General features: G+C 67.9%; 17 protein-coding genes and 1 tRNA gene. 6 read left to right on the forward strand and 12 right to left on the reverse strand.

The genetic code is table 11. The annotated features are described in order from the left end of the window. Positions 1–45: 45 nt before the first annotated feature. Entirely contained in the window at positions 46–1,098 is a 1,053-nt protein-coding gene (gene mgrA / locus ASC66_RS07225; RefSeq protein ID WP_055837009.1) for an L-glyceraldehyde 3-phosphate reductase, read from the reverse strand. Between the two features lie 53 nt (positions 1,099–1,151). Continuing rightward, the gene (locus ASC66_RS07230; RefSeq protein ID WP_055837012.1) at positions 1,152–3,119 is read right to left on the reverse strand and encodes an ABC1 kinase family protein; all 1,968 of its coding nucleotides are present in this window, start codon (positions 3,117–3,119) and stop codon (positions 1,152–1,154) included. Between the two features lie 198 nt (positions 3,120–3,317). On the opposite strand from ASC66_RS07230, the gene ASC66_RS07235 reads away from it, so the two are divergent. After that, entirely contained in the window at positions 3,318–4,358 is a 1,041-nt protein-coding gene (locus tag ASC66_RS07235; RefSeq protein ID WP_055837015.1) for a LacI family DNA-binding transcriptional regulator, read from the forward strand. An 18-nt stretch (positions 4,359–4,376) separates the two neighbouring features. Here ASC66_RS07235 and ASC66_RS07240 read toward each other — a convergent pair whose 3' ends face one another. The 4 genes from ASC66_RS07240 to ASC66_RS07255 form a co-directional block, all read right to left on the reverse strand. Continuing rightward, a complete protein-coding gene (locus tag ASC66_RS07240; RefSeq protein WP_055837018.1) occupies positions 4,377–6,134 on the reverse strand; it encodes a glycoside hydrolase family 35 protein in 1,758 nt (585 codons plus the stop codon). A 91-nt stretch (positions 6,135–6,225) separates the two neighbouring features. Continuing rightward, positions 6,226–7,536: an ABC transporter substrate-binding protein gene (locus ASC66_RS07245; RefSeq protein WP_055837020.1), complete on the reverse strand. Its 1,311-nt coding sequence runs from the start codon at positions 7,534–7,536 to the stop codon at positions 6,226–6,228. A 70-nt stretch (positions 7,537–7,606) separates the two neighbouring features. Continuing rightward, positions 7,607–8,491: a carbohydrate ABC transporter permease gene (locus ASC66_RS07250; RefSeq protein ID WP_502691596.1), complete on the reverse strand. Its 885-nt coding sequence runs from the start codon at positions 8,489–8,491 to the stop codon at positions 7,607–7,609. A 59-nt stretch (positions 8,492–8,550) separates the two neighbouring features. Further along, complete coding sequence (locus ASC66_RS07255; protein ID WP_082492125.1) at positions 8,551–9,507, reverse strand: carbohydrate ABC transporter permease; 957 nt, start codon at positions 9,505–9,507, stop codon at positions 8,551–8,553. A gap of 233 nt (positions 9,508–9,740) precedes the next feature. On the opposite strand from ASC66_RS07255, the gene ASC66_RS07260 reads away from it, so the two are divergent. The 3 genes from ASC66_RS07260 (at position 9,741) to ASC66_RS07270 (ending at position 14,505) form a co-directional block, all read left to right on the forward strand. Continuing rightward, positions 9,741–11,843 carry a DUF5054 domain-containing protein gene (locus ASC66_RS07260; RefSeq protein WP_055837023.1) on the forward strand — a complete coding sequence of 701 codons (2,103 nt, stop codon included), beginning with the start codon at positions 9,741–9,743 and terminating at the stop codon, positions 11,841–11,843. A 44-nt stretch (positions 11,844–11,887) separates the two neighbouring features. Next, positions 11,888–13,009: a metallophosphoesterase family protein gene (locus tag ASC66_RS07265; RefSeq protein WP_162243485.1), complete on the forward strand. Its 1,122-nt coding sequence runs from the start codon at positions 11,888–11,890 to the stop codon at positions 13,007–13,009. Between the two features lie 167 nt (positions 13,010–13,176). Further along, positions 13,177–14,505, forward strand: a complete 1,329-nt coding sequence (locus ASC66_RS07270; RefSeq protein ID WP_162243486.1) for an HNH endonuclease signature motif containing protein — start codon at positions 13,177–13,179, stop codon at positions 14,503–14,505. A gap of 9 nt (positions 14,506–14,514) precedes the next feature. Here ASC66_RS07270 and ASC66_RS07275 read toward each other — a convergent pair whose 3' ends face one another. Then, positions 14,515–14,874: a DoxX family protein gene (locus ASC66_RS07275; protein ID WP_055837032.1), complete on the reverse strand. Its 360-nt coding sequence runs from the start codon at positions 14,872–14,874 to the stop codon at positions 14,515–14,517. 130 nt (positions 14,875–15,004) lie between these two features. On the opposite strand from ASC66_RS07275, the gene ASC66_RS07280 reads away from it, so the two are divergent. Continuing rightward, entirely contained in the window at positions 15,005–15,439 is a 435-nt protein-coding gene (locus ASC66_RS07280) for a winged helix-turn-helix transcriptional regulator (RefSeq protein WP_082492128.1), read from the forward strand. Positions 15,440–15,496: 57 nt separating this feature from the next. Here the strand turns inward: ASC66_RS07280 and ASC66_RS07285 are convergent. The 5 genes from ASC66_RS07285 to galU all read right to left on the reverse strand — a co-directional run bounded on the left by ASC66_RS07285 (position 15,497) and on the right by galU (position 18,654). Beyond that, positions 15,497–15,569, reverse strand: a tRNA-Ala gene (locus ASC66_RS07285). 56 nt (positions 15,570–15,625) lie between these two features. Next, a complete protein-coding gene (locus ASC66_RS07290; protein ID WP_055837034.1) occupies positions 15,626–15,865 on the reverse strand; it encodes a hypothetical protein in 240 nt (79 codons plus the stop codon). A gap of 109 nt (positions 15,866–15,974) precedes the next feature. Continuing rightward, entirely contained in the window at positions 15,975–16,958 is a 984-nt protein-coding gene (locus ASC66_RS07295) for a hypothetical protein (RefSeq protein WP_082492129.1), read from the reverse strand. Positions 16,959–17,104: 146 nt separating this feature from the next. Continuing rightward, positions 17,105–17,755 (reverse strand): GNAT family N-acetyltransferase, encoded by a 651-nt coding sequence (locus ASC66_RS07300; protein WP_235496760.1) that lies wholly within the window; start codon positions 17,753–17,755, stop codon positions 17,105–17,107. 5 nt (positions 17,756–17,760) lie between these two features. Then, positions 17,761–18,654, reverse strand: a complete 894-nt coding sequence (gene galU / locus ASC66_RS07305) for a UTP--glucose-1-phosphate uridylyltransferase GalU (RefSeq protein WP_055837040.1) — start codon at positions 18,652–18,654, stop codon at positions 17,761–17,763. Between the two features lie 98 nt (positions 18,655–18,752). On the opposite strand from galU, the gene ASC66_RS07310 reads away from it, so the two are divergent. Next, a complete protein-coding gene (locus ASC66_RS07310; RefSeq protein WP_055837041.1) occupies positions 18,753–19,331 on the forward strand; it encodes a 5-formyltetrahydrofolate cyclo-ligase in 579 nt (192 codons plus the stop codon). The last annotated feature ends 41 nt before the right edge of the window (positions 19,332–19,372 follow it).

A 19,372-nucleotide genomic window follows, 5' to 3' on the forward strand; every position in this document is an offset into this window, starting at 1 on the left:
CATACCCCCATCGGGTATTCCGCGCTCCCCCGAACGGCGCGGGAATCATGGGCGCAGCGTAGGAAGCGGCCCGCCACCGCGGGCATCCGCCCAGAGGTCGACACCCGCGTCACCCGCGAACGCGTCGATCTCGGCGAGCTCCGCCGCGCTGAAGTCGAGCCGCTCCAGGGCCGCCACGTTCTCCTCGAGCTGCTCGACGCGGCTCGCGCCGATCACGAGGCTCGTCACCCGCTCGTCGCGGAGTGCCCACGCGAGGGCGAGTTGCGCCAGGCTCTGGCCGCGCCGCTCGGCGATTGCGGCGAGACCGCGGATCCGCTCGAGGTTCTCGTCGGAGAGCATGTCGGCACCGAGCGAGCCATCGGATGCCGCCCGAGAGCCGTCGGGCACACCGCCGAGGTACTTGCCGGTGAGCAGTCCCTGCGCGAGCGCGGTGAAGCCGATCACGCCGAAGCCCTCCTGCCCAGCGGCGTCGAGCAGGCCGTCGGTCTCGATCCAGCGGTTGAGCATCGAATAGGAGGGCTGGTGGATGAGCAGCGGCGTGCCGAGCTCGCGCAGCAGCGCCGCCATCTCGCGGCTGGCGGCGGCGGCGTACGAGGAGATGCCGATGTACCGTGCGCGCCCGGAGCGCACCGCGTGGTCGAGCGCCGCCGCCGTCTCCTCGAGCGGGGTGCCGGGGTCCGGGCGGTGAGAGTAGAAGATGTCGACGTTCTCGAGCCCCAGCCGCAGCAGCGACTGGTCCAGCGACGCCAGCAGGTGCTTCCGGCTGGCGCCGACGCCGTATGGGCCGGGCCACATGTCCCAGCCGGCCTTCGTCGACACGACGATCTCGTCGCGGTACGGCGCGAGATCCTCGGCCAGCACACGCCCGACGTTGCGTTCCGCCGCGCCGTAGGGCGGCCCATAGTTGTTGGCGAGATCGAAGTGGGTGATCCCGAGGTCGAAGGCGCGGCGCACGATTCCACGCTGCTGATCGAGCGCGCGATCATCGCCGAAGTTCTGCCAGAGCCCCAGCGAGAGCACCGGCAGCTTCAGTCCCGACCGCCCCGTACGGCGATAGAGCATGCGGTCGTAGCGGTCGTCGGCGGCGCGATAGGACATGCGTTCATCGTATCGAGCGTCACGCCTGAACGCCCCAGCTGGGGCGCCGGCGACTAGCCGCGGCTGCGCACGCGGAACACGTCGAAGAACACCCGGAGCGCCAGGATTCCGGAGAGCAGCACCAGCAGGTATCCGAAGATCTGGAACAGACTCAGTGACGGCGTCACCTGCGGTCCGGCATCACTGATCAGCAGCATCGCCGCCATGATGCCGAATGCGGCGGCGAGCACGGTGACCACGACGAGGTTCACGAGGTCCCGGATCAGCGCGCGGTCCCGCCGATCGGCGAAGAGCCGCACATTCACGCTGAGTCGCCCCTCGGCCAAGGCGCTGCTCAGACGGTCGATGCGGGCGGGCAGCCGCCGCACGATCGGCAGCACCGAGAGGAGCTCGTCGTTGACGCTCGTGAAGATCGCCTGCGGCGTGAACCCGGCGGCGACGCGCTCCGCGGCGTATCCGCCCGCCTCGGTGAGGATGTCGAACTCCGGGCTGAGGACACGCAGCGTGCCCTCGAGTGTCGCAACGGCACGGAAGGCCAGGGCCAGCTCGGAGGGAACGGCGATGCGGTTGTCCGCGAGCATGCGCACCATCTCGGTGAACACCGTGACATCGAGCGAGGCGCCGGGGCCGAGCCTGGTGGCGACGAACACCCCGATCTGTCGGCGCAGCGCGATCTCGTCGATGTCGTCTGGCAGCTCGACGAAGGCGAGGAGCGAGTCAGTGAAGGCGCCGGCGTCGCCCCGGTAGAAGGCGAGGAGCACATCGCCGATCTGCCCGCGGAGTTCGGAGTCCAGTCGGCCGACCGAGCCGAAGTCGAGCAGCACGAGCTCGCCGTCGGCACGGAGGATGATATTGCCCGGGTGCAGATCGGCATGGAACACCCCGTCGTCGATGATCTGGGCGAGAGTCGAGCGCAGCAACCGCTGGGCCTGCTCGGTGCGCTGCTCCGCCGGGTGCCGCTCCAGCGCACGCCGGTCACTGAGCGTGTCGCCGTCGACGAGTTCCATGACGAGCACGCGGCTGGTGCAGTACTGCTCGTAGTGTTCCGGGATGCCGACGCGCGCGGCATCCGAGTGCTTCGCCTGGGTCACGGCCATCGCGGTCATGTTCCCTGCTTCGATCCGGTAGTTCAGCTCGTCGCGCAGGCTGGCCGCGAAGCCGGCCGCGAGCTCGCGCACGCCGAGCTCCTTGCCCCACTGCGTGCTCTGCTCCAGCTGCGCCGCGAGCCGCAGGGTGATGTCGAGGTCGCGCTCCACCGACGGGATGATGCCCGGCCGTTGCACCTTGACCGCGACCTCCTCCCCGCTGACGAGGCGCGCCCTGTGCACCTGACCGATGGATGCCGCGGCGAGCGGGGTCTGGTCGAATGAGGCGAAGACGGTGTCGACCGGAGCACCCAGCTCTGCCTGCAACAGCACGGCCACCTCGCCCCACTCGGCCGCCGGCACACGCTGCTGCAGCATGGACAGTTCGCTGAGGTACTCGGCGGGCAGGAGGTCGGTGCGAGTGGAGAGCACCTGCCCGAGTTTGACGAATGCCCCGCCGGCCTCCTCGAGCGCACCGCGGAGCGCCCGCGCCTGCTTGCGGCGCTCCGCGCTACCGACACTCGACTGTTCGGTGTTCAGCCGAAACGGCACGAGGCCGTGCCGAACGGCGATGCGAGACACCTCGCTGTACCGGCGGGTGCGCAACCGCCACGCCGTGAACGCGTGCAGCCATCGATCGGGGCGGGGAATGGTGCCGGCGGGGACCAGCAGCTCGGCGATGACAAGGAAGGCGACCGCCGCGAAGAACACGATGCCGATCTGCAGCGGCAGCAACGCCGGGCTGTACTCCTGCACGCCCCAGACGAAGCGGGCCTCGAATCCGAGCTCCGCTCCCAGCCCGACCAGCCCGGCCAGCAGCAGGCGGGTGATCCCGATCCGCACACCCAGAATGCGCCGAGCGAAGGCGGAGAGTACGAACATGAACACCACCGTGACGATGCCCATCACAACAATGTTCCCGATCACAGCGCCCATCCGGGCCTCCCTCATTCCGCCCGCGAAGTTTAGCTCTCGCGGGGACAACGCATTAGAGCAGACATCGGCGCGCGGCGATACCAACTTTCGATTGAGGGATGACAGAGAATGGCGACATGGATCATTCGACGGCAGACCCGGGGCGCGGTGTCGCACGGCTTTCTTTCACCACCGTGCTCCGATAGTGTTTACGCAACCATGAACTCGACGACTCCGAATGCGCACTCCCTCCCCCGTGCACGTGCGTCGATCAACGACGTCGCGATCCACGCCGGCGTCTCAGCGCAGACGGTGTCACGCGTCGCGAACTCGCAGACGAATGTGCGGCCCGCCACGCGCGACCGCGTGCTCGCGTCCATGCAAGCCCTCGGCTACCGGCCGAACAGTGCCGCCCGCAATCTGAAGTCCGGTCGCTTCCGCAGCATCGGCGTCGTCACCTTCAACCTGCGGACACTCGGCAATGAGCGCACGCTGGACGCCATCGCCTTCGCCGCCGCCGCGGCCGGATACACCACGACACTCCTGCCGGTCGCCGATCCCACCCAGGTCGACGTGGCCGGCGCGTTCGGCCGCCTCGAAGAGCAGGCCGTCGACGGCATCATCCTGATCATGTCGGCCGAGGTCGGATCCCCGGACGAGCTCACGCTCACCGCAGGGTTGCCGCTCGTCATCGTCGACTCCGATGCGGCGCTTCCGCACACCATCGTCGACACCGACCAGGAGCAGGGCGCCCGACTGGCCGTTGAGCACCTGCTCGCCCTCGGCCACCGCGACATCGTTCATGTGTCTGGGCCGGCGACCTCCTTCTCGGCCAAGCGGCGCGCCGAGGCCTACCGCGCCGTCATGTCGGAAGCGGGACTCCCGGTTCCGCCCATCATCGTCGGCGATTGGAGCGCAGCGTCGGGATTGGCCGCCGGCCGTGCGATCGCGGCATCCGAACGCATGCCGACGGCCGTGTTCGCATCGAACGACCAGATGGCCCTCGGCGTGATGAGCGCATTCCACGAGCTGGGGCTGAGTGTGCCCGGTGACGTGAGCGTCGTCGGCTTCGACGACGCCGACGACGCCGAAGCCTATTGGCCGCCGCTCACCAGCGTGCATCAGAACTTCGACGAGGTCGGCAAGAGCGCGACCCGGCTGCTCATCGCGACGATCGACGGCGAGGCCGAGACAACGAAGCTGCTCATCCCGACGCAGCTCGTCGTGCGCGCGAGCACCTCCGCCCCGCGCGGGCGGTAGGCGCACCGCGCGCATGCGCTACTGCTCGGTGGAACCGAGCTCCGGTCGTGCCACGAATCGTGCGGAGGCTGAGGTGGCACCGGAGGTCTCGAACACGATGATCTCGTTGAGCCCCGCGCGCAGCACGGGCGCAGGCACGAACAGAGTGCGCTGAGGACCGCGACGCCAGTAGCGGCCGAGGTTGAAGCCGTTCACCCAGACCACTCCCTTACCCCAGTCGCTCGTGTCGAGGAACAGATCGGCCGTGCGCTCCAACTCGAAGCCGCCGGAGGCGAAGACGGGGCCGCAGAGTGGCGCGCCAGGCGCGACGGGCGGCGCGGCATCCAGGGCCGTGCGCACCGCGTCCAGCTCTTCGAGGGCCACGGCACCGGCCGTCCACTCCGTCAGCGGAACGCCGTCGAGCGTGACCGGGCCGATGAGCCCCTTGACCTCGCCGAGCCGTTGGCCGTAATTCACGCCACCCATGTGCTCGACGAGGAGCGTGAGGGTGCCAACGGCGCCGACGGGCAGCGGAAGCATCCGCTCGTGGAGGTCGCGGCTCACCGTGCCGAGGGCCACGCCGTCGAGGAAGACCTGTGCCCGGTCGCGCACCTCGCCGAAGGCCAGCAGCCCGCCGCCCTCGATCCGGCACGAGTAGTGGGAGTAGCCGCGCGGGGAGCCGAGTTCAGCGGCCGTCGGAACATGGCCGAACCGTACCCCGTCGAGAACGGGGGTCTGCCAGAGCGACACGGCGCGATCGAGCGGCACGTCGAACACCGGTGCGTCCACGCGCTCGGCCGGCCTCTCATCGGGAACGCTCGCGTGCTTCGCGATGACCTCGCGGAAACGCCAGTACTTCTCGGTCGGGGTGCCGTCCTCGGCCAGGGGCGCGTCGTAGTCGTAGGAGGTGATCGTGGGCCGGTAGGTGCCCTTGTCGTCGGCTCCTGAGGTGAATCCGAAGTTCGTGCCGCCGTGGAACATGTAGACATTCACGGAGGCGCCGGCGCTCAGCAGCGCGTCGAGTTCGCGGGCAGAGTCCTCCGCCGAGGTCGTGTTGTGCTTGCCGCCCCAGTTGTCGAACCAGCCACACCAGAACTCCGAGCACATCAGCGGCCCGGTCTTCTGGTGCTGCCTGAGCGTGGCCAGGCGCTCGGATGCCCGTGAACCGAACGACCCGGTGCGGTGCAGCTCATCCAAGCTGCCGTTCTGGAGCATGGTGTCTTCCGGCTGGTCCACGGTCGTGAGCGGAACGTCGATTCCGCGTTCGCGGGTCATCGCCGTGAGCGTGCGCAGGTAGTCCTTGTCCGCACCGTATGCGCCGTACTCGTTCTCGATCTGCACGAGCACCACCGGTCCTCCGTGCTGGATCTGGCGTGGCCGGACGATGTCGTACACGGCGTCGAGATAGCCCGCGATCGCGTCCAGATAGGCCGGGTCACTGCTGCGAATGGTCATCGACGGGTCGGAGACGAGCCAGCCCGGCAGTCCCCCATCGTGCCACTCCGCACAGATGTACGGGCCGGGCCGCACGATCGCGTGCATGCCCTCCGCGTGCACCAGGTCGAGGAAGCGCCCCAGATCAAGCTGCGGCGTGGTGAGGAACTCGCCCTTGCTCGGCGCGTGCTCGTTCCACGGCACGTAGGTCTCGATGGTGTTCAGGCCCATCAGACGGGCCTTGTGGATGCGGTCGGCCCAGAGATCGGGGTGCACTCGGAAGTAGTGCAGAGCTCCGGCGAGCACCCGGTGGGGCGCGTCGTCGAGGAGGAAGTCGGTGTCTCCGATGGAGAAGATGGGCATTCGCTGTCCTGTCAGTGTTACTGATCGCGGGGTGCCTGCCGTGACGGCAGGCACCCCGCGACCGAGTGCTGTGCTACTTGTTGACGCCGTGCTACTTGTTGACGCTGAAGCCCTGGTCGTTGCCGAACGTGACCAGGGTGTCCTGCCACTCGACGAGAGCCGCGTTCAGGTCACCGTTGGAGCCGAGCGCCTGGCCGACGGAGTCGGTGAAGACACTGTTGGCGTAGCCCTGGTAGGGCAGGTACTGCCATCCGGCGATGACCGACTCAGCCGACGCTGCGCCGACCTGGTTGGCCGGCTGGCCGCCGTATGCCTCGAACGGGTGGTCGAGGAACTCCGGGTTGCTGAGGTCGGCGATGGTCGACGGGAAGCCGTTCGTGTTCACGAGTTCACGTCCTTCGCCCTCGGCGAGGTACGTGAGAACGCTGGCTGCTGCCGCCTTGTTCGCGCTCTGCTCGGTGACGGCAAGGCCGCTTCCACCGTTCTCGGAGGATGCCGGCTGGCCATCCCATGACGGCATCGGGGCGACGCGCCACTTGCCCGCGGTGCCGTAGTCGTCCATGCCGCCGATCATCCAGGAACCCATCATGAGGGTTCCGAGCTTGTCCTGCGTGAGCGCCTTGCTCCATTCGTCGGACCAGGTCGGGACGCCGGAGAGCTCGCCGGCGTTGAGGCGGTCGCCCCAGAAGCTGGCGAACTTCTTCGTGCCCTCGTCCTGCAGGTCGATCGTGATGTTCTCACCCTCGCTCTGGAACGGCTGACCGCCGGAAGCCCAGATCATGCTGGTGAAGAAGCCGGCGTCGCCGCTGTTGGCGATGTAGGCCTCGGGGTCGAAAGCGTGGATCTTCGCGCTGGCGTCTGCGAACTGGTCCCAGGTGGTCGGAGCCTGAGCAACGCCGGCGTTGGCGTAGAGGTCCTTGTTGTAGATCATGACCATGGGGCCGGAGTCCATCGGCAATGCGACGATCTTGCCCTGCTGATTGACGGAGTTCCAGGTCGACGCGGTGAAGGCATCCTCGTAGTCGCCGAGGCCGTACTCGCTGAGGTCGGCGAGGGCCTTGCCCATGTCCAGCTGCGGGATGGTCTGGTACTCGACGGGAACGAGGTCGGGGGCGCCCTTGCCTGCCTTGACCGCGTTCTGCAGCTTCGTGACGACGGCGTCGGGGTTCTCGAGCTTGACGACGTCGAAGGTGATGTTCGGGTTTGCCTCGGTGATGGCGTCCGCGAGCTCCTGGGTGCTGTCGCTCCAGGTCCACCAGGTGAGCGTGACGTCCTCGGTGGGCGCTGCTCCGTCGTCGCCCGGGGCTGCAGCACTGCAGCCCGAGAGCGCTCCGACGAGGAGGGCGCTGGCGCCGACGACGGCGCCGAGGCGTGCCCATCGGCGTGTGGTGATTGATTCCATTGTGATTCCCTTCGCTTGGTGTTGGGGTCTTGGTGTTGGGGTGTTGGGTCTGGGTGCCGGGCGAACCGGTCTACTTCACGCTCCCGGCGGTCAATCCCGACTGCCAGTAGCGCTGCAGGTAGAGGAATGCGGCCGAGATCGGAATGACTGTGAGCAAGGAACCGGTGATGACGAGGTTCGGGATGGCCTGACCGCCGATGGCGGTCGCCTGGGCCGCCCACTGGGCGAGACCGACGGGCAGCGGGTACCACTGGGGGTCACTCAGCATGATCAGCGGCAGGAAGTAGTTGTTCCACGTCGCGACGACCGTGAACATCAACACCGTGATCAGCGCGGGCGCGAGCTGGCGGAATGAGATCACGAAGAAGATCCGGATCTCGCCGGCACCGTCGAGCCGGGCGGCCTCGAGCAGCTCGTCCGGAATGGCCTCCTTGGCGTACACCCAGACGAGGTAGAGGCCGAAGGCGCTCACCATCGAGGGGATGATCACCGACAACGGAGTGTTGGTGAGGCCGAGCCCACTGAACAGCAGGAACTGTGGAACCGCGAGCGCCGAAGCCGGAATGGCCATCGCACCGAGGATGATCGCGAACACCCACCGCCGCCCCGGGAAGTTGTACTTCGCGAGGCCGTACCCGGCCAGCGTCGCGAGGAGCGTGGCGCCTCCGGCCCCGATTACGACGTAGACCAGGGTGTTGCCAAGCCAGCGCAGGAAGATCCCGTCCTGGTAGGAGAAGGTGTCGACGATGTTCTGGAAGAGGGCGAACTCGCCGCTGAACCAGAATGCGAAGGAGTCGTAGAGCGAGTCCATCGTCTTCGTCGAGTTCACGACGAGCCACCACATCGGCACGAGGCAGTAGAGCATCATGAATGTCATCAGGAGCCCGAGGGTGAGCGAAGCCCGCTTGTGCCGCGGGGTGGCCTTCGGCCGACTGGATGCCGGCCGCGCCGGCATCCGGCCGCTGGCAAGCTGGCTCGGGGCCTTGCCCGGACGGGCAGCCGATTCGATGGCGCTCATGCCTTGTCCTCTTTCTTTTCGCCGCCGAGCTGAACCAGGTAGGCGACGACCATGGTGATAACTCCCGAGATGATCGCGATCGCGGCCGCATAGTTGAACTGCGAGCCGGCGAACGAGAGGTTGAACGCGTAGAGGTTCGGCGTGAAGTACGTGGTGATCGAGTTCGGGGCGATCGTCTGCAGGATCGATGGCTCGTTGAACAACTGGAAGCTGCCGATCACCGAGAAGATCGTGGCAATGACGATGGCGCCGCGAATGGAGGGCAGCTTGATGGAGAAGATCGTGCGGAACGGACCGGCCCCGTCGATCTCCGCGGCCTCATAGAGCTCCATCGGCACGGCCTTGAGCGCCGAGAAGAAGATCAGCATGTTGTAGCCGACGAACTCCCAGGTGACGATGTTGCCGATCGAGACCATGATCAGGTTCTCGGCCAGAGGCGAGGGAAGATCGAGACCGAAGAAGCGGTTGATGTCGGCGACGAGGCCGAACTGCGATCCGTACATGTAGCCCCAGATCATGACCGCGACGACACCGGGCACGGCGTAGGGCAGGAAGATCGAGAGGCGATAGAACGGCACCCAGCGCAGTCGCGCGCTGTCGAGGGCCAGAGCGGCGAACATCGCAAGGCCGAGCATGATCGGCACCTGCACGAGCAGGAAGGTGGCGACGCGGAGCATAGCTTCCCAGAACTTCGGGTCGACCATCGCCGTGGCGTAGTTCGCGAGGCCGACGAAGGAGTTGCCACCGACCAGCGTCTCGCGGAACAGGCTGAGGTAGATCGCGTAGATCAGAGGCGCGACGAAGACGAGCGTGAAGACAGCCATGAACGGCCCGACGAACCACCATCCGGACCAGTTGAGCTTGCGGCGCGTGCGGCCCCCGACCGATACCAGGGCCACGGTGGAGCCGGTCACCGGCTTGTTTGCGCGTGAGGACGGAAGATCGGTGATCATCGCTGACCCACCTCCCCGCCCTCGACGTTCGACAACTTTGTCATTCGCTACGTTTCCTTCTTCAGAATGTTTGCGTTCCCATCGAAGTCTAGGACAAGATTATGTTTGCGCAAACAGAATTTTTGGGGCCGAGGTCACAAAGGGGTCACGAACGCTGGTGAACGCCCCGTGCCACCCTCTCCCCGCGCGACAGAAGCCCCGCTCACCCCCGACACCGCCGTTTGGATGCACGCATGATCACCACCCTCCACGTCGTCTTCAAGACGCACCTCGATCTCGGCTTCACCGATTACGCCGAGAACGTCACCTCGCGCTACGTGCACGAGTATCTGCCGCGCGCGATCGCGCTCGCTGAGGAGCTGGAACGCCGAGGCGGCCCCGCCCGCTTCCGCTGGACGACGGGCTCGTGGCTGATCCACGAGGCGCTCCGCCTCGGCACCGCAGACGAGCGGGCGGCGCTGGAGCGCGCGATCCGCTCCGGGCACGTCATGTGGCACGCCCTGCCGATGTCGACGCACACCGAGCTCATGGATGCGGGCCTCGTCGAGCACGGCATCTCCATCGGCCGTCGGCTCGATGACCGCTTCGGCCGCCACACGATCGCCGCGAAGATGACGGATGTGCCCGGCCACACCATCGGCCTCGTGCCCTTCCTCGACCGGGCGGGTATCGACTACCTGCACTTGGGCGTGAACGGCGCGTCCGCGGTGCCGGAGGTGCCCGAGTTCTTCGTCTGGCGCGCACCGGACGGCAGCGAGGTCGTCGTCAACTACGCCCAGAGCTACGGTGCGACCGAGCACGGCGCCGCCATCGTGCCCGGCGGCAGCGACGCCATGCACCTCGCCCACACGGGCGACAACTTCGGCCCGCCATCCGCCCAGGACGTCGAGGACCTCTTCGCGCAACTCGCGGCCGAGTACCCGGGCGCACGCATCGTGGCGTCGACACTCGACGATTTCGCGGCGGCCGTGCTCGCCGTGCGGGAGACCCTCCCCGTGCTCGAGCAGGAGATCGGCGACACGTGGATCCACGGCGTGGCGAGCGATCCGGTGCAGACCGCGCGGCTGCGCGCGCTGCTGCGGTTGCGCGCGTCGTGGATCGAGCGGGGTACGTTGCTGCCGGGAACTCCGGAGTGCGACGGCTTCAGCGACGGCCTCCTCCTGATTCCGGAGCACACCTGGGGCGAAGATCTGAAGACCTACCTGCCCGACTACGTGAACTATGAGAAGGCCGATTTCCGGCGGGCACGCGCAGCCGATGTCATCGACCCGAGCGCGAACTCCGCCGAGTTCGACCTGCACGCCTGGGCGTACAGCGAACACCCCGGCGCGCAGGGGCTGCGCTACTCCTCCTTCGAACGGTCCTGGGCTGAGCAACGTGCCCACCTCGACCGGGCGCTCGCGTTCCTCTCCCCCGAGCGTCTCGCCGAGGCACGCGCGGCGCTGGCCGAGACCGAGCCGACAGTCGCTGAGCTGCCGGCGGATGCCGTGGCGATCGACCTCGACGAGCTCCGGCAGCACGGCGAGCAGCTCGTCGGTTCACACCGTGTGCGCTTCGGCGAGGACGGCTCCATCGTCTCGCTCATCGACGCCGCCGGAACGGAGTGGGCGGGGCCGGACCACCGACTCGCCGCCTACAGCTACCAAACCTTCGACGAACGCGACGAAGCCCGCTGGATGCAGGAGTACTCGCGCAACCTCGACGAGACCGCGATGTGGGCCGTCCCCGACTTCAGGAAGCCCGGTCTCTCGATCGCCGAGACACTGCCGGCCACGGTGTTCTCGCCGCGGGTCGTGTCTGCTGTGCGCTTCGACGACGGGGCGGATACCGTGTTCGCGCTGCGCCTCGCGCTGCCCGATGAGGCCTGTGAGGCGTGGGGCGGCGCTCGCGACATCCGGCTCAGCTACCGCTTCCCAGCTGTCGGGGCGATCCAGATCACCCTCGACCTTGCCGGCAAGGATGCCTCCCGACTGCCGGAGGCGAGCTGGCTCGGCTTCCGCCCGCTGCCTGCGCCTGGCCCATGGCGGTTGAACAAGCTGGGCAGCCCCATCGACCCACAGGGCGTCGTCCGGAACGGCAACCGCAGCCTGCACGCGGTGACGGAGGCGTCCCGCGGCGGCGAGCGCGGCTTCGTCCTACGGCCGATCGACGCCGCGCTCGTGGCGGTCGGCAAGCCGGCACTGCTGCGATTCGAGAACGCCGTCGCCCAGCCGGATGACGGTATGCACGTGAACCTGCACAACAACATCTGGGGCACGAACTTCACCATGTGGTTCGACGACGCGCTGCGCTTCCGCTTCGAGCTGGAACTCGGCCCGGGCGCTGGCACACTATGACAGCGACGACAGAAGACACCAGGCCCAAGAACGAGGAGAAGACAGTGACCGCACCATTGATAGAGAGCCCACCCGTCGTCATGGCGCCACGGGAAGACGGCTTCGAGGTCGTGTGGGGTGTGAGTCGGCTCTGCCGCGGCTGGCTTGAGTGGGAAGCGGAAGGCGAGCGCGGAGTCGTGACTGCCGATGCCTTCGGCATGGTTCCGCAGGACGACCGGGTGCTCCGGGTGCGCGTGGCCGGGTGGCCGGCCGGCACCTCGCGCCGTGTGCGCGCCGTGACGGAGTCGGTTCTGGATCCGCGTGAGCGGCACGAGAGCGCATGGAAGACCGTGCGCACGCTGGCGGCGGCCTCCGACACCGCCCACCTCGCGGTGTGGAACGACACCCACCAACAGGACGATACGCTCCGTGCGCTGGATGCCGTCACGCCCGAGGTCGATGTGCTCGTCTGGAACGGCGATCTCTGCAACGACTGGATCGACCCGGCGTGGTTCACCACGACGATCCTCAGCCCGGCCGGCCTCGATGTGAGCGCCGACCGCCCGCTGGCGATCGTCGTCGGCAACCACGATGTGCGCGGCACCTGGGCGTACCAGCTCGAGGACTTCGTCGCCTCCCCGGAGGGCCGCCCGTTCACCGCGTTCCGCGTCGGGCCGGTCGCTTGTGTCGTGCTGCACACCGGCGAGGACAAGCCGGACGCCCACCCGAGCTTCGAGGGGCGCGTGGCCTTCGAGCCGCTGCGGGCCGAGCAAGCCGACTGGCTGCGCGAGGTCACCGCGCAGCCGGAGTTCCGCGACGCCCCCTACCGGGTCGTGTTCTGCCACATTCCGCTGCGCTGGATCGAGGAGGTCGAGCAAGACTACGACAACGGCGGTTACGACTGGTTCAGCCGGATGAGCCGCGACGCGTGGAACGATGCCCTCGTCGCCTGGGGTGCCCAGATCGTCGTGTCCGGCCACACCCACGGCACGGCCTGGCTGCCGCCGACCGCGGAGTTCCCCTACGGGCAGCTCGTCGGCGGCGGCCCGGATGCGGATGCCGCCTCCGAGGAGGCCGCGACGTGGATCGACGCGAACGCGACATCCGACGAGCTCGTGTTCACGATGCGCACCCTCGACGGTGCGATCGTGCACGAGGTGCGGTTGGATCCGCTACCTCACAGTTAAGTTCGAGAAAAACTCAGAAATTGCTGGATTTCTTCGCATCACAGTTCTACAATTGAATCATGCGCAGAAGCATGGAAGCCCCGGTAGATCGTCACTTTGATGATCCCGGGGCTTTCGGCTCTGAGCCCTGTGATGCAGTCGCCTCACCCGAGCCGGATTGGATGTTCGTGGAGGGGCCCGGACCGGTTCTGCCCACGGATGCCGGGCCGGTGCTGGTGTCACCGACGGAGTCGGTCGGGTTCTCCATCACCGCCGCGGCGAATGCGCAGTACGCGGGCAACCGGGCGATGGCCGCCCAGCTGGCCGCACTGGCCGGGGCGCTGCGGACCAGCCGCCGTAACCTCTCCGTTTATCTCTGGCCGGGTGCCATGACCGAACCGGACGCACGTGATTTGGCCGAACGGGCCGCTGCGGAGGATGTCTCCATGCAGCTGCAGCTCACGGTCGCCACGGTGCGCACCCGCGCCTACGAGGGCCAGACCCTGATCGACTCGCTGCCGCAGCTCTGGGAGCTGTTCCAGACCGGGCTCACCGGTTACGCCCACGCCGCAGCCGCCGTACAGCACCTGGCCGGGCTCAGTGACCCGGCAGCGATCGCCCACTACGACACCATCCTGACCGGCGCCGCCGCGACGCTGACCCCGGCCGCGTTCCGACAGAAGGCCCGCACCCTGCAGGAACGTCTCCTGGCCGAACCGGCCGAGACCCGCCACGACCGGGCGATGGCCGAACGCCGCGTGCACCTGGAGCCCGCCGAGGACGGCATGGCCTGGCTGCACCTGCACCTGGCCGCCGAGGACGCGATCCGCATCACCGAGCGTCTCACCCAGACCGCCCGGAACATCCACCGCGCGGAAGCGGGAACCGGCCCCTCCTCTCATCGGCGCACGCAGATGCAGATCCGGGCCGACCTCGCCGCAGCCTGGCTCGCCGGGGACGGCACCCCGACCGCCGCCAAAGTCCGGCCGATCCTGCTCGTGCCGATCCTCAGCCTCCTGGGCCTGAACAACAATGGCCTGAACGAGCCGGGCAGCCAGCCGGCCATCCTGCACGGCTACGGCCCGATCGACCCGGCCACCGCCGCGAAGCTCTTCGTGGATGCACCCGCATTCCGGCGGGCCGGCACCGACCCCATTAACGGCGCCCTCCTGAACCTCGACCGCGACAAGTACCGGCCCACGAAGGCCCAACGGGAATGGCTGACCATCAAATACGCGTCCTGCGCGAGGCCCGGCTGTGACTGCTCCTCGACCATGGCTGACATCGACCACGTGAAGGAATGGGCCCGCGACCACGGCCCGAGCAACATCGACAATTTGATCCCACTCTGCACACCGGACCACCGGCTGAAGACCCTCGCCAAGATCAGGCTCGACAAGACGATCGATCCCGACGGCACCGACCGCGTCACCGTCAGCACCCCGACCGGGTTCACCGCCACCGTCCTCGCCCGAGCCAGACCGGCCTGGTGGGACGGCGACGACGCGCCCTTCTGACGCGGCGGCCTAGGCGAACACCAGCCAGCCGATGCCCACCACGAGGGCGATGATGCCGAGCACGACGCTCGGGGTCGCGGACTCCTTGCGGCGCACGTGCAGGACCGCGGCGACGACCATCATCCCGAACAGTGCGAATGCGGCGATCGGCGTCAGCCAGGGAGCAATTCCGGTGGCGGCCGGCAGCACCATTCCCAGCGCTCCGAGCACCTCGAGGGCGCCGATTCCCTTCAGCTGCGGAGGGCTGACGGTCTCGACCCATTCCATCTTCCCGCGCACCTCCGCATAGGGCTTGACCACCTTCATCGAACCGGCGGCTACGAACATGACGGCGAGGATGCCGGTGACGACCCAGAGGGCGATGATCATTGTGTCTCCAAAGAAGTGGCTAATAGTTCCCAATAGTGCGTAACGCACGGTCTGTTAGCATATTCTGTGGCGGACGCCCGCACTTCCCGGTTCGTCACGCACCTGGAGGTGCGCAATGGAAGGAACGGCAATGGAGAGCCCCGAACAGGCGCGCACCATCGACACCAGGCAGCTGCCCCCGCACGGCGACAGCGATGGGGCAGCGACGTGCAGCACCGACAATCCCGCCAGCCGCGTGATCCGCGAGGTTCTCTCCCGCGTCGGCGACAAGTGGAGCCTGCTGGTGATCGGAGTGCTGCACGACGGGCCGCGCCGTTTCACCGAGCTGCAACGCGCCGTCGACGGCATCTCGCACCGCATGCTCACGCAGACGCTCCGTAGCCTCGAGCGCGACGGGCTCGTGTCCCGGCAGAGCTTCGCCGAGATTCCGCCGCGCGTCGAGTACACGGCGACTCCGCTCGGGCGTTCGCTCTCTGAGCCGGTGCTCAGCCTGGTTGGTTGGGCTGCCGACAACCACCGGCAGATCCTGGACGCACGCTCCGCCTTCGACGGGCCAGAGGACTAGGCAGGCGCCGCGGGTGCAGAAAAGCCCCGGTCAATGACCGGGGCTTTTCCTTGTGCGTGGACCCTAGGAGATTCGAACTCCTGACCTCCTCGATGCGAACGAGGCGCGCTACCAACTGCGCCAAGGGCCCGTGCGGTTTCTACGATAGCACCGCTCCCGACCCTCGAAAGACACACGACACGCGACTCAATTCTCGACGTGAGCCTCCGCGCCGGCATCCTGCTCGCTGACGAATCGGTAGGGCACCGGTTCCTCTGTCTCGTGCCCCAAACGCCAGGTGCGGATGATGGTGCCGCCCGGTTCGTCATAGCTGATGACGAGTTCCGGCTGATAGGCACCGTTGACGTATTCGAGCTGCATCTCGTCACCGTGGCCGATCATGCCCGGCCCGAACAGCACAGCGGTGTATGTGGTCTTCTCGCTCATCGCTCACCTCGCAGTTGGGGTCCGGATGCCGCGGGCTGCCGCATCCGGCTGTGCTCCGACCATACGCCTGCGTCCCGCGCTTGGCGAGGGCCCGTGAACGTAAGAGGTGCTAGCCGGCGGCGCGGCGACGGCGCAGGACGGCGTCGAGGTCACCCATGCCGGGTGTCGCGTCGGCCACGCCCGGGTCGCTCAGCATGCCCATGCTGGCGAATTTGCTCGGCGCGGCAGGAGCGGCGGGCCGGGCGATCGGGGTCACGGTGGCGGCAGGCGACACGGCCGTGGCTGCGGCGTCGAGTGCTGCGGCGCGCTCGACCATGGCGGCACGCGCCGCGACGCGACGCAGCTCGGCTGCCGCGTCGACGGAGGCTCTGGCGGCCGCGGCGACGGAACCACGCTCAAGGTAGGCGGGCTTCGGCAGGGGCCGGGGTGTCCAGCCCTGCTGGACGGTGGCGCTCGGGGCGAACTCGACGGGCGTGAACCGCGCGGGGGCGGCCGGTGCCGCGGCCGCTGCTCGCGCGACTCTGGCTGCGTTGCGACCGGCCCGTGCGAGCGTGCCGAGTGTCACGAAGGCGGCGGTACCCGTGACGGCACCGATCGCCAGCAACGCCCACGAGCCGGAGACGGCGGCCGTGACGCCGCCGGCGAGCACGGCGACAATCGACCCGAGCAGGGCGAGCGCGGTGGCCGCGCGTGCGCGGCGCAGCGAGCGGAGCTTGGCACGGGCGATCAAGACGGGGTTCGCGGCGGCACGGGCGGCATCGGCGCGCAGCTTCTCGATGCGCAGCGCGTCTTCGGCGCGACGCGTCTGTGCCGCTGCTGCGGCTTCGGCCTTCACCAGCTCGCGGGCGGCATTCTCACGCTCGCGCAATACCTTGGACTGGGCTACGGCGTTGCGGGCGGTCGCCTCGACGACGATCTCGCGCGGGGCCTCCGCCGTTTCGGCGAGCACGCGAAGCGTCTGCTGCAACCGAACCGCATTGCGTTCGCTGGTGACGTACTGCCGACGGTGCAGCCAGGTGGGCAGCAGGTAGGCAAGCCAGAGCACGGCAGCCGCGGCCACCAACACTCCACCACCCAGCGCATCTGCACCCATAGTCTCTAAGTTAGGGCGAACGGTGCATGTGGCGCGACTTCGCGTGGGCGTGTCCCCGATGATTTGTCGTCTTTATGGGAATTGCCCCTCCGCTTTCGCAGAATCGGCCCGCATGCGGGGGTCAGCGCGGCCTGGGCCGGCCCCCATCAGCGCGGCGTCGTCGGCAGCGGGCGCGCCGCGAGCGCCGCGTCGTGCGGCGGGATCGCCGCGGCATCCACCGGAACGAGCCCGTGTCTCCAGCGGGCCAGAACGCCCTGCGGCAGCTCCTCGCTCACGAGCGCGAAGCAGTAGTGGTCGCGCCAGTCGCCGTCGATGTGGATGTAGCGTCGGCGCAGGCCCTCGTAGCGGAAGCCGAGCTTCTGCACGACGCGCAGGCTCGGACCGTTCTCCGGGCGGATGCAGATCTCCATGCGGTGGATGCCGAGCTGCGCGAAGCAGTAGTCCGTGGCCAGCGCCACCGCCGTGGGTGTGATGCCGAGGCCGGCGAACCGTTCGGCCACCCAGTAGCCGAGGGTCGCCGAGGCGAGCGAGCCGTAGCTGATCGACGACACGTTGAGCTGGCCGGCGACCTCCCCGTCATGCTCGAGCACGAACGGCAGCCCGTGCCCGCCGCGCGCATTGGCGAGCAGGCTGCGGATGCCGGAGCGCATGTCGAATGAGCCGATGCCCTGCGGGCTCGTGGCCTCCCACTTGCTCAGCCAGCGCCGGTTCTCCAGCAGCAGCCGTTCCAGTGCCCGCGCATCGCGCACCCGGATCGGACGCAGCGTGACGGTGTCGTCGCGCAACGTGGGCAGCACGGTCGTTAGTCCAGTTCGCCGACGAACTGCTTGAGCCACACCCGCAGGTCGGGGCCCAGGTCGCCGCGGTCGACGGCGAGCTGCACGATGGCCTTGATGTAGTCGAGCCGGTCGCCCGTGTCGTAGCGGCGGCCGCGGAACACGACACCGTAGACGCCACCGGTGTTCTCGGCATCCGCCGCCATCACCTCGAGGGCGTCGGTCAGCTGGATCTCGCCGCCCTTGCCGGGAGGCGTGTTCTCGAGCACGTCGAAGATCTCGGGCTTCAGCACGTAGCGGCCGATGATCGCATAGTTGGACGGCGCTTCCTCGCGGCTCGGCTTCTCGACCAGACCGGTGATGCGCACGACATCCGGGGTGTCTGTGAGTTCGATGGCCGCGGCGCCGTACATGTGGATGCTGTCGGGATCGACCTCGAGCAGGGCCACGATGGTCGCGTCACGCGCCTGCTGCTCGTCGAGCATGCGCGAGAGCAGCACATCGCGGGCGTCGATGATGTCGTCGCCGAGGAGCACCGCGAACGGGGCGTTTCCGACGTGCATGCGGGAGCGGAGCACGGCGTGGCCGAGGCCGAGTGGGTCGCCCTGCCGCACATAGTGCATGTCGGCGAGCTCCGTCGACTCGAGCACCTTCTCAAGGCGGGTGAGGTCGCCCTTCTTCTCGAGAGTCGCCTCCAGCTCCGTCACACGGTCGAAGTGGTTCTCGAGCGCATTCTTGTTGCGGCCGGTGATCATGAGCACGTCGTGGAGCCCGGCACTGACGGCCTCCTCCACCACGTACTGGATCGCCGGCTTGTCGACGACGGGGAGCATCTCCTTGGGCATCGCCTTGGTCGCGGGCAGGAATCGGGTTCCGAGTCCTGCGGCGGGAATGACGGCCTTTGTCGCGCGAGCTTTCATGACCCTAGGTTACTCACACGCGCGCGTGGGTCGGGCACCGCCCCCTGACATGAGGGCGACACCGGCTCCGGATGAGCCGGAACGCCTAAGATGGGGCCATGTCTCCCGATCCCACGCTGGCGAAGCGCGCGCTACGCGCCGAACTCCGCGAGCGTCGCCAGAACCTCTCGCAGCACGAGCGCGATCTCGCAACGATCGGTCTCACCCAGAACCTCGAGGCCGTCACACTTGATCTCGCGGCCCGGTCCATCGCCTGCTTCCTCTCCACCCCCATGGAGCCGAACACCCGGCCGTTCATCAACTGGGCCGAGGCACAGGGCATCCGCGTGCTCTTCCCCATCTCACGTGATGACGGCCTGCTCGACTGGACGGTCGGCGAGGAGAGCGTGGAAACCGAGGGCCTCCACGGCATCCCGGAGGCGGTCGGCGAGCTGCTCGGCCCCATCGCGATCAATGACGTCGACCTGATCATCGTGCCGGCGGCATCCGTGGACGAGAGCGGAATGCGCATGGGCTGGGGCCGGGGCTATTTCGACAAGACGCTCGGTTCGATGGAGAATTGTCCTCCGGTGTATGCGGTGATCTTCGACAGCGAATACGTCGACGAGGTTCCGCGCGAGGTGCACGATCAGCCGGTGAACGGCATCGTCACCCCCACGCGCATCCTCACCTTTTAGCATCTACACCTTGTAGCTGTCTCGCCGCGATTGCGGCGGGG

Origin of the sequence: Leifsonia sp. Root4 (assembly GCF_001425085.1) — a bacterium.
Lineage (GTDB): Bacteria > Actinomycetota > Actinomycetes > Actinomycetales > Microbacteriaceae > Microterricola.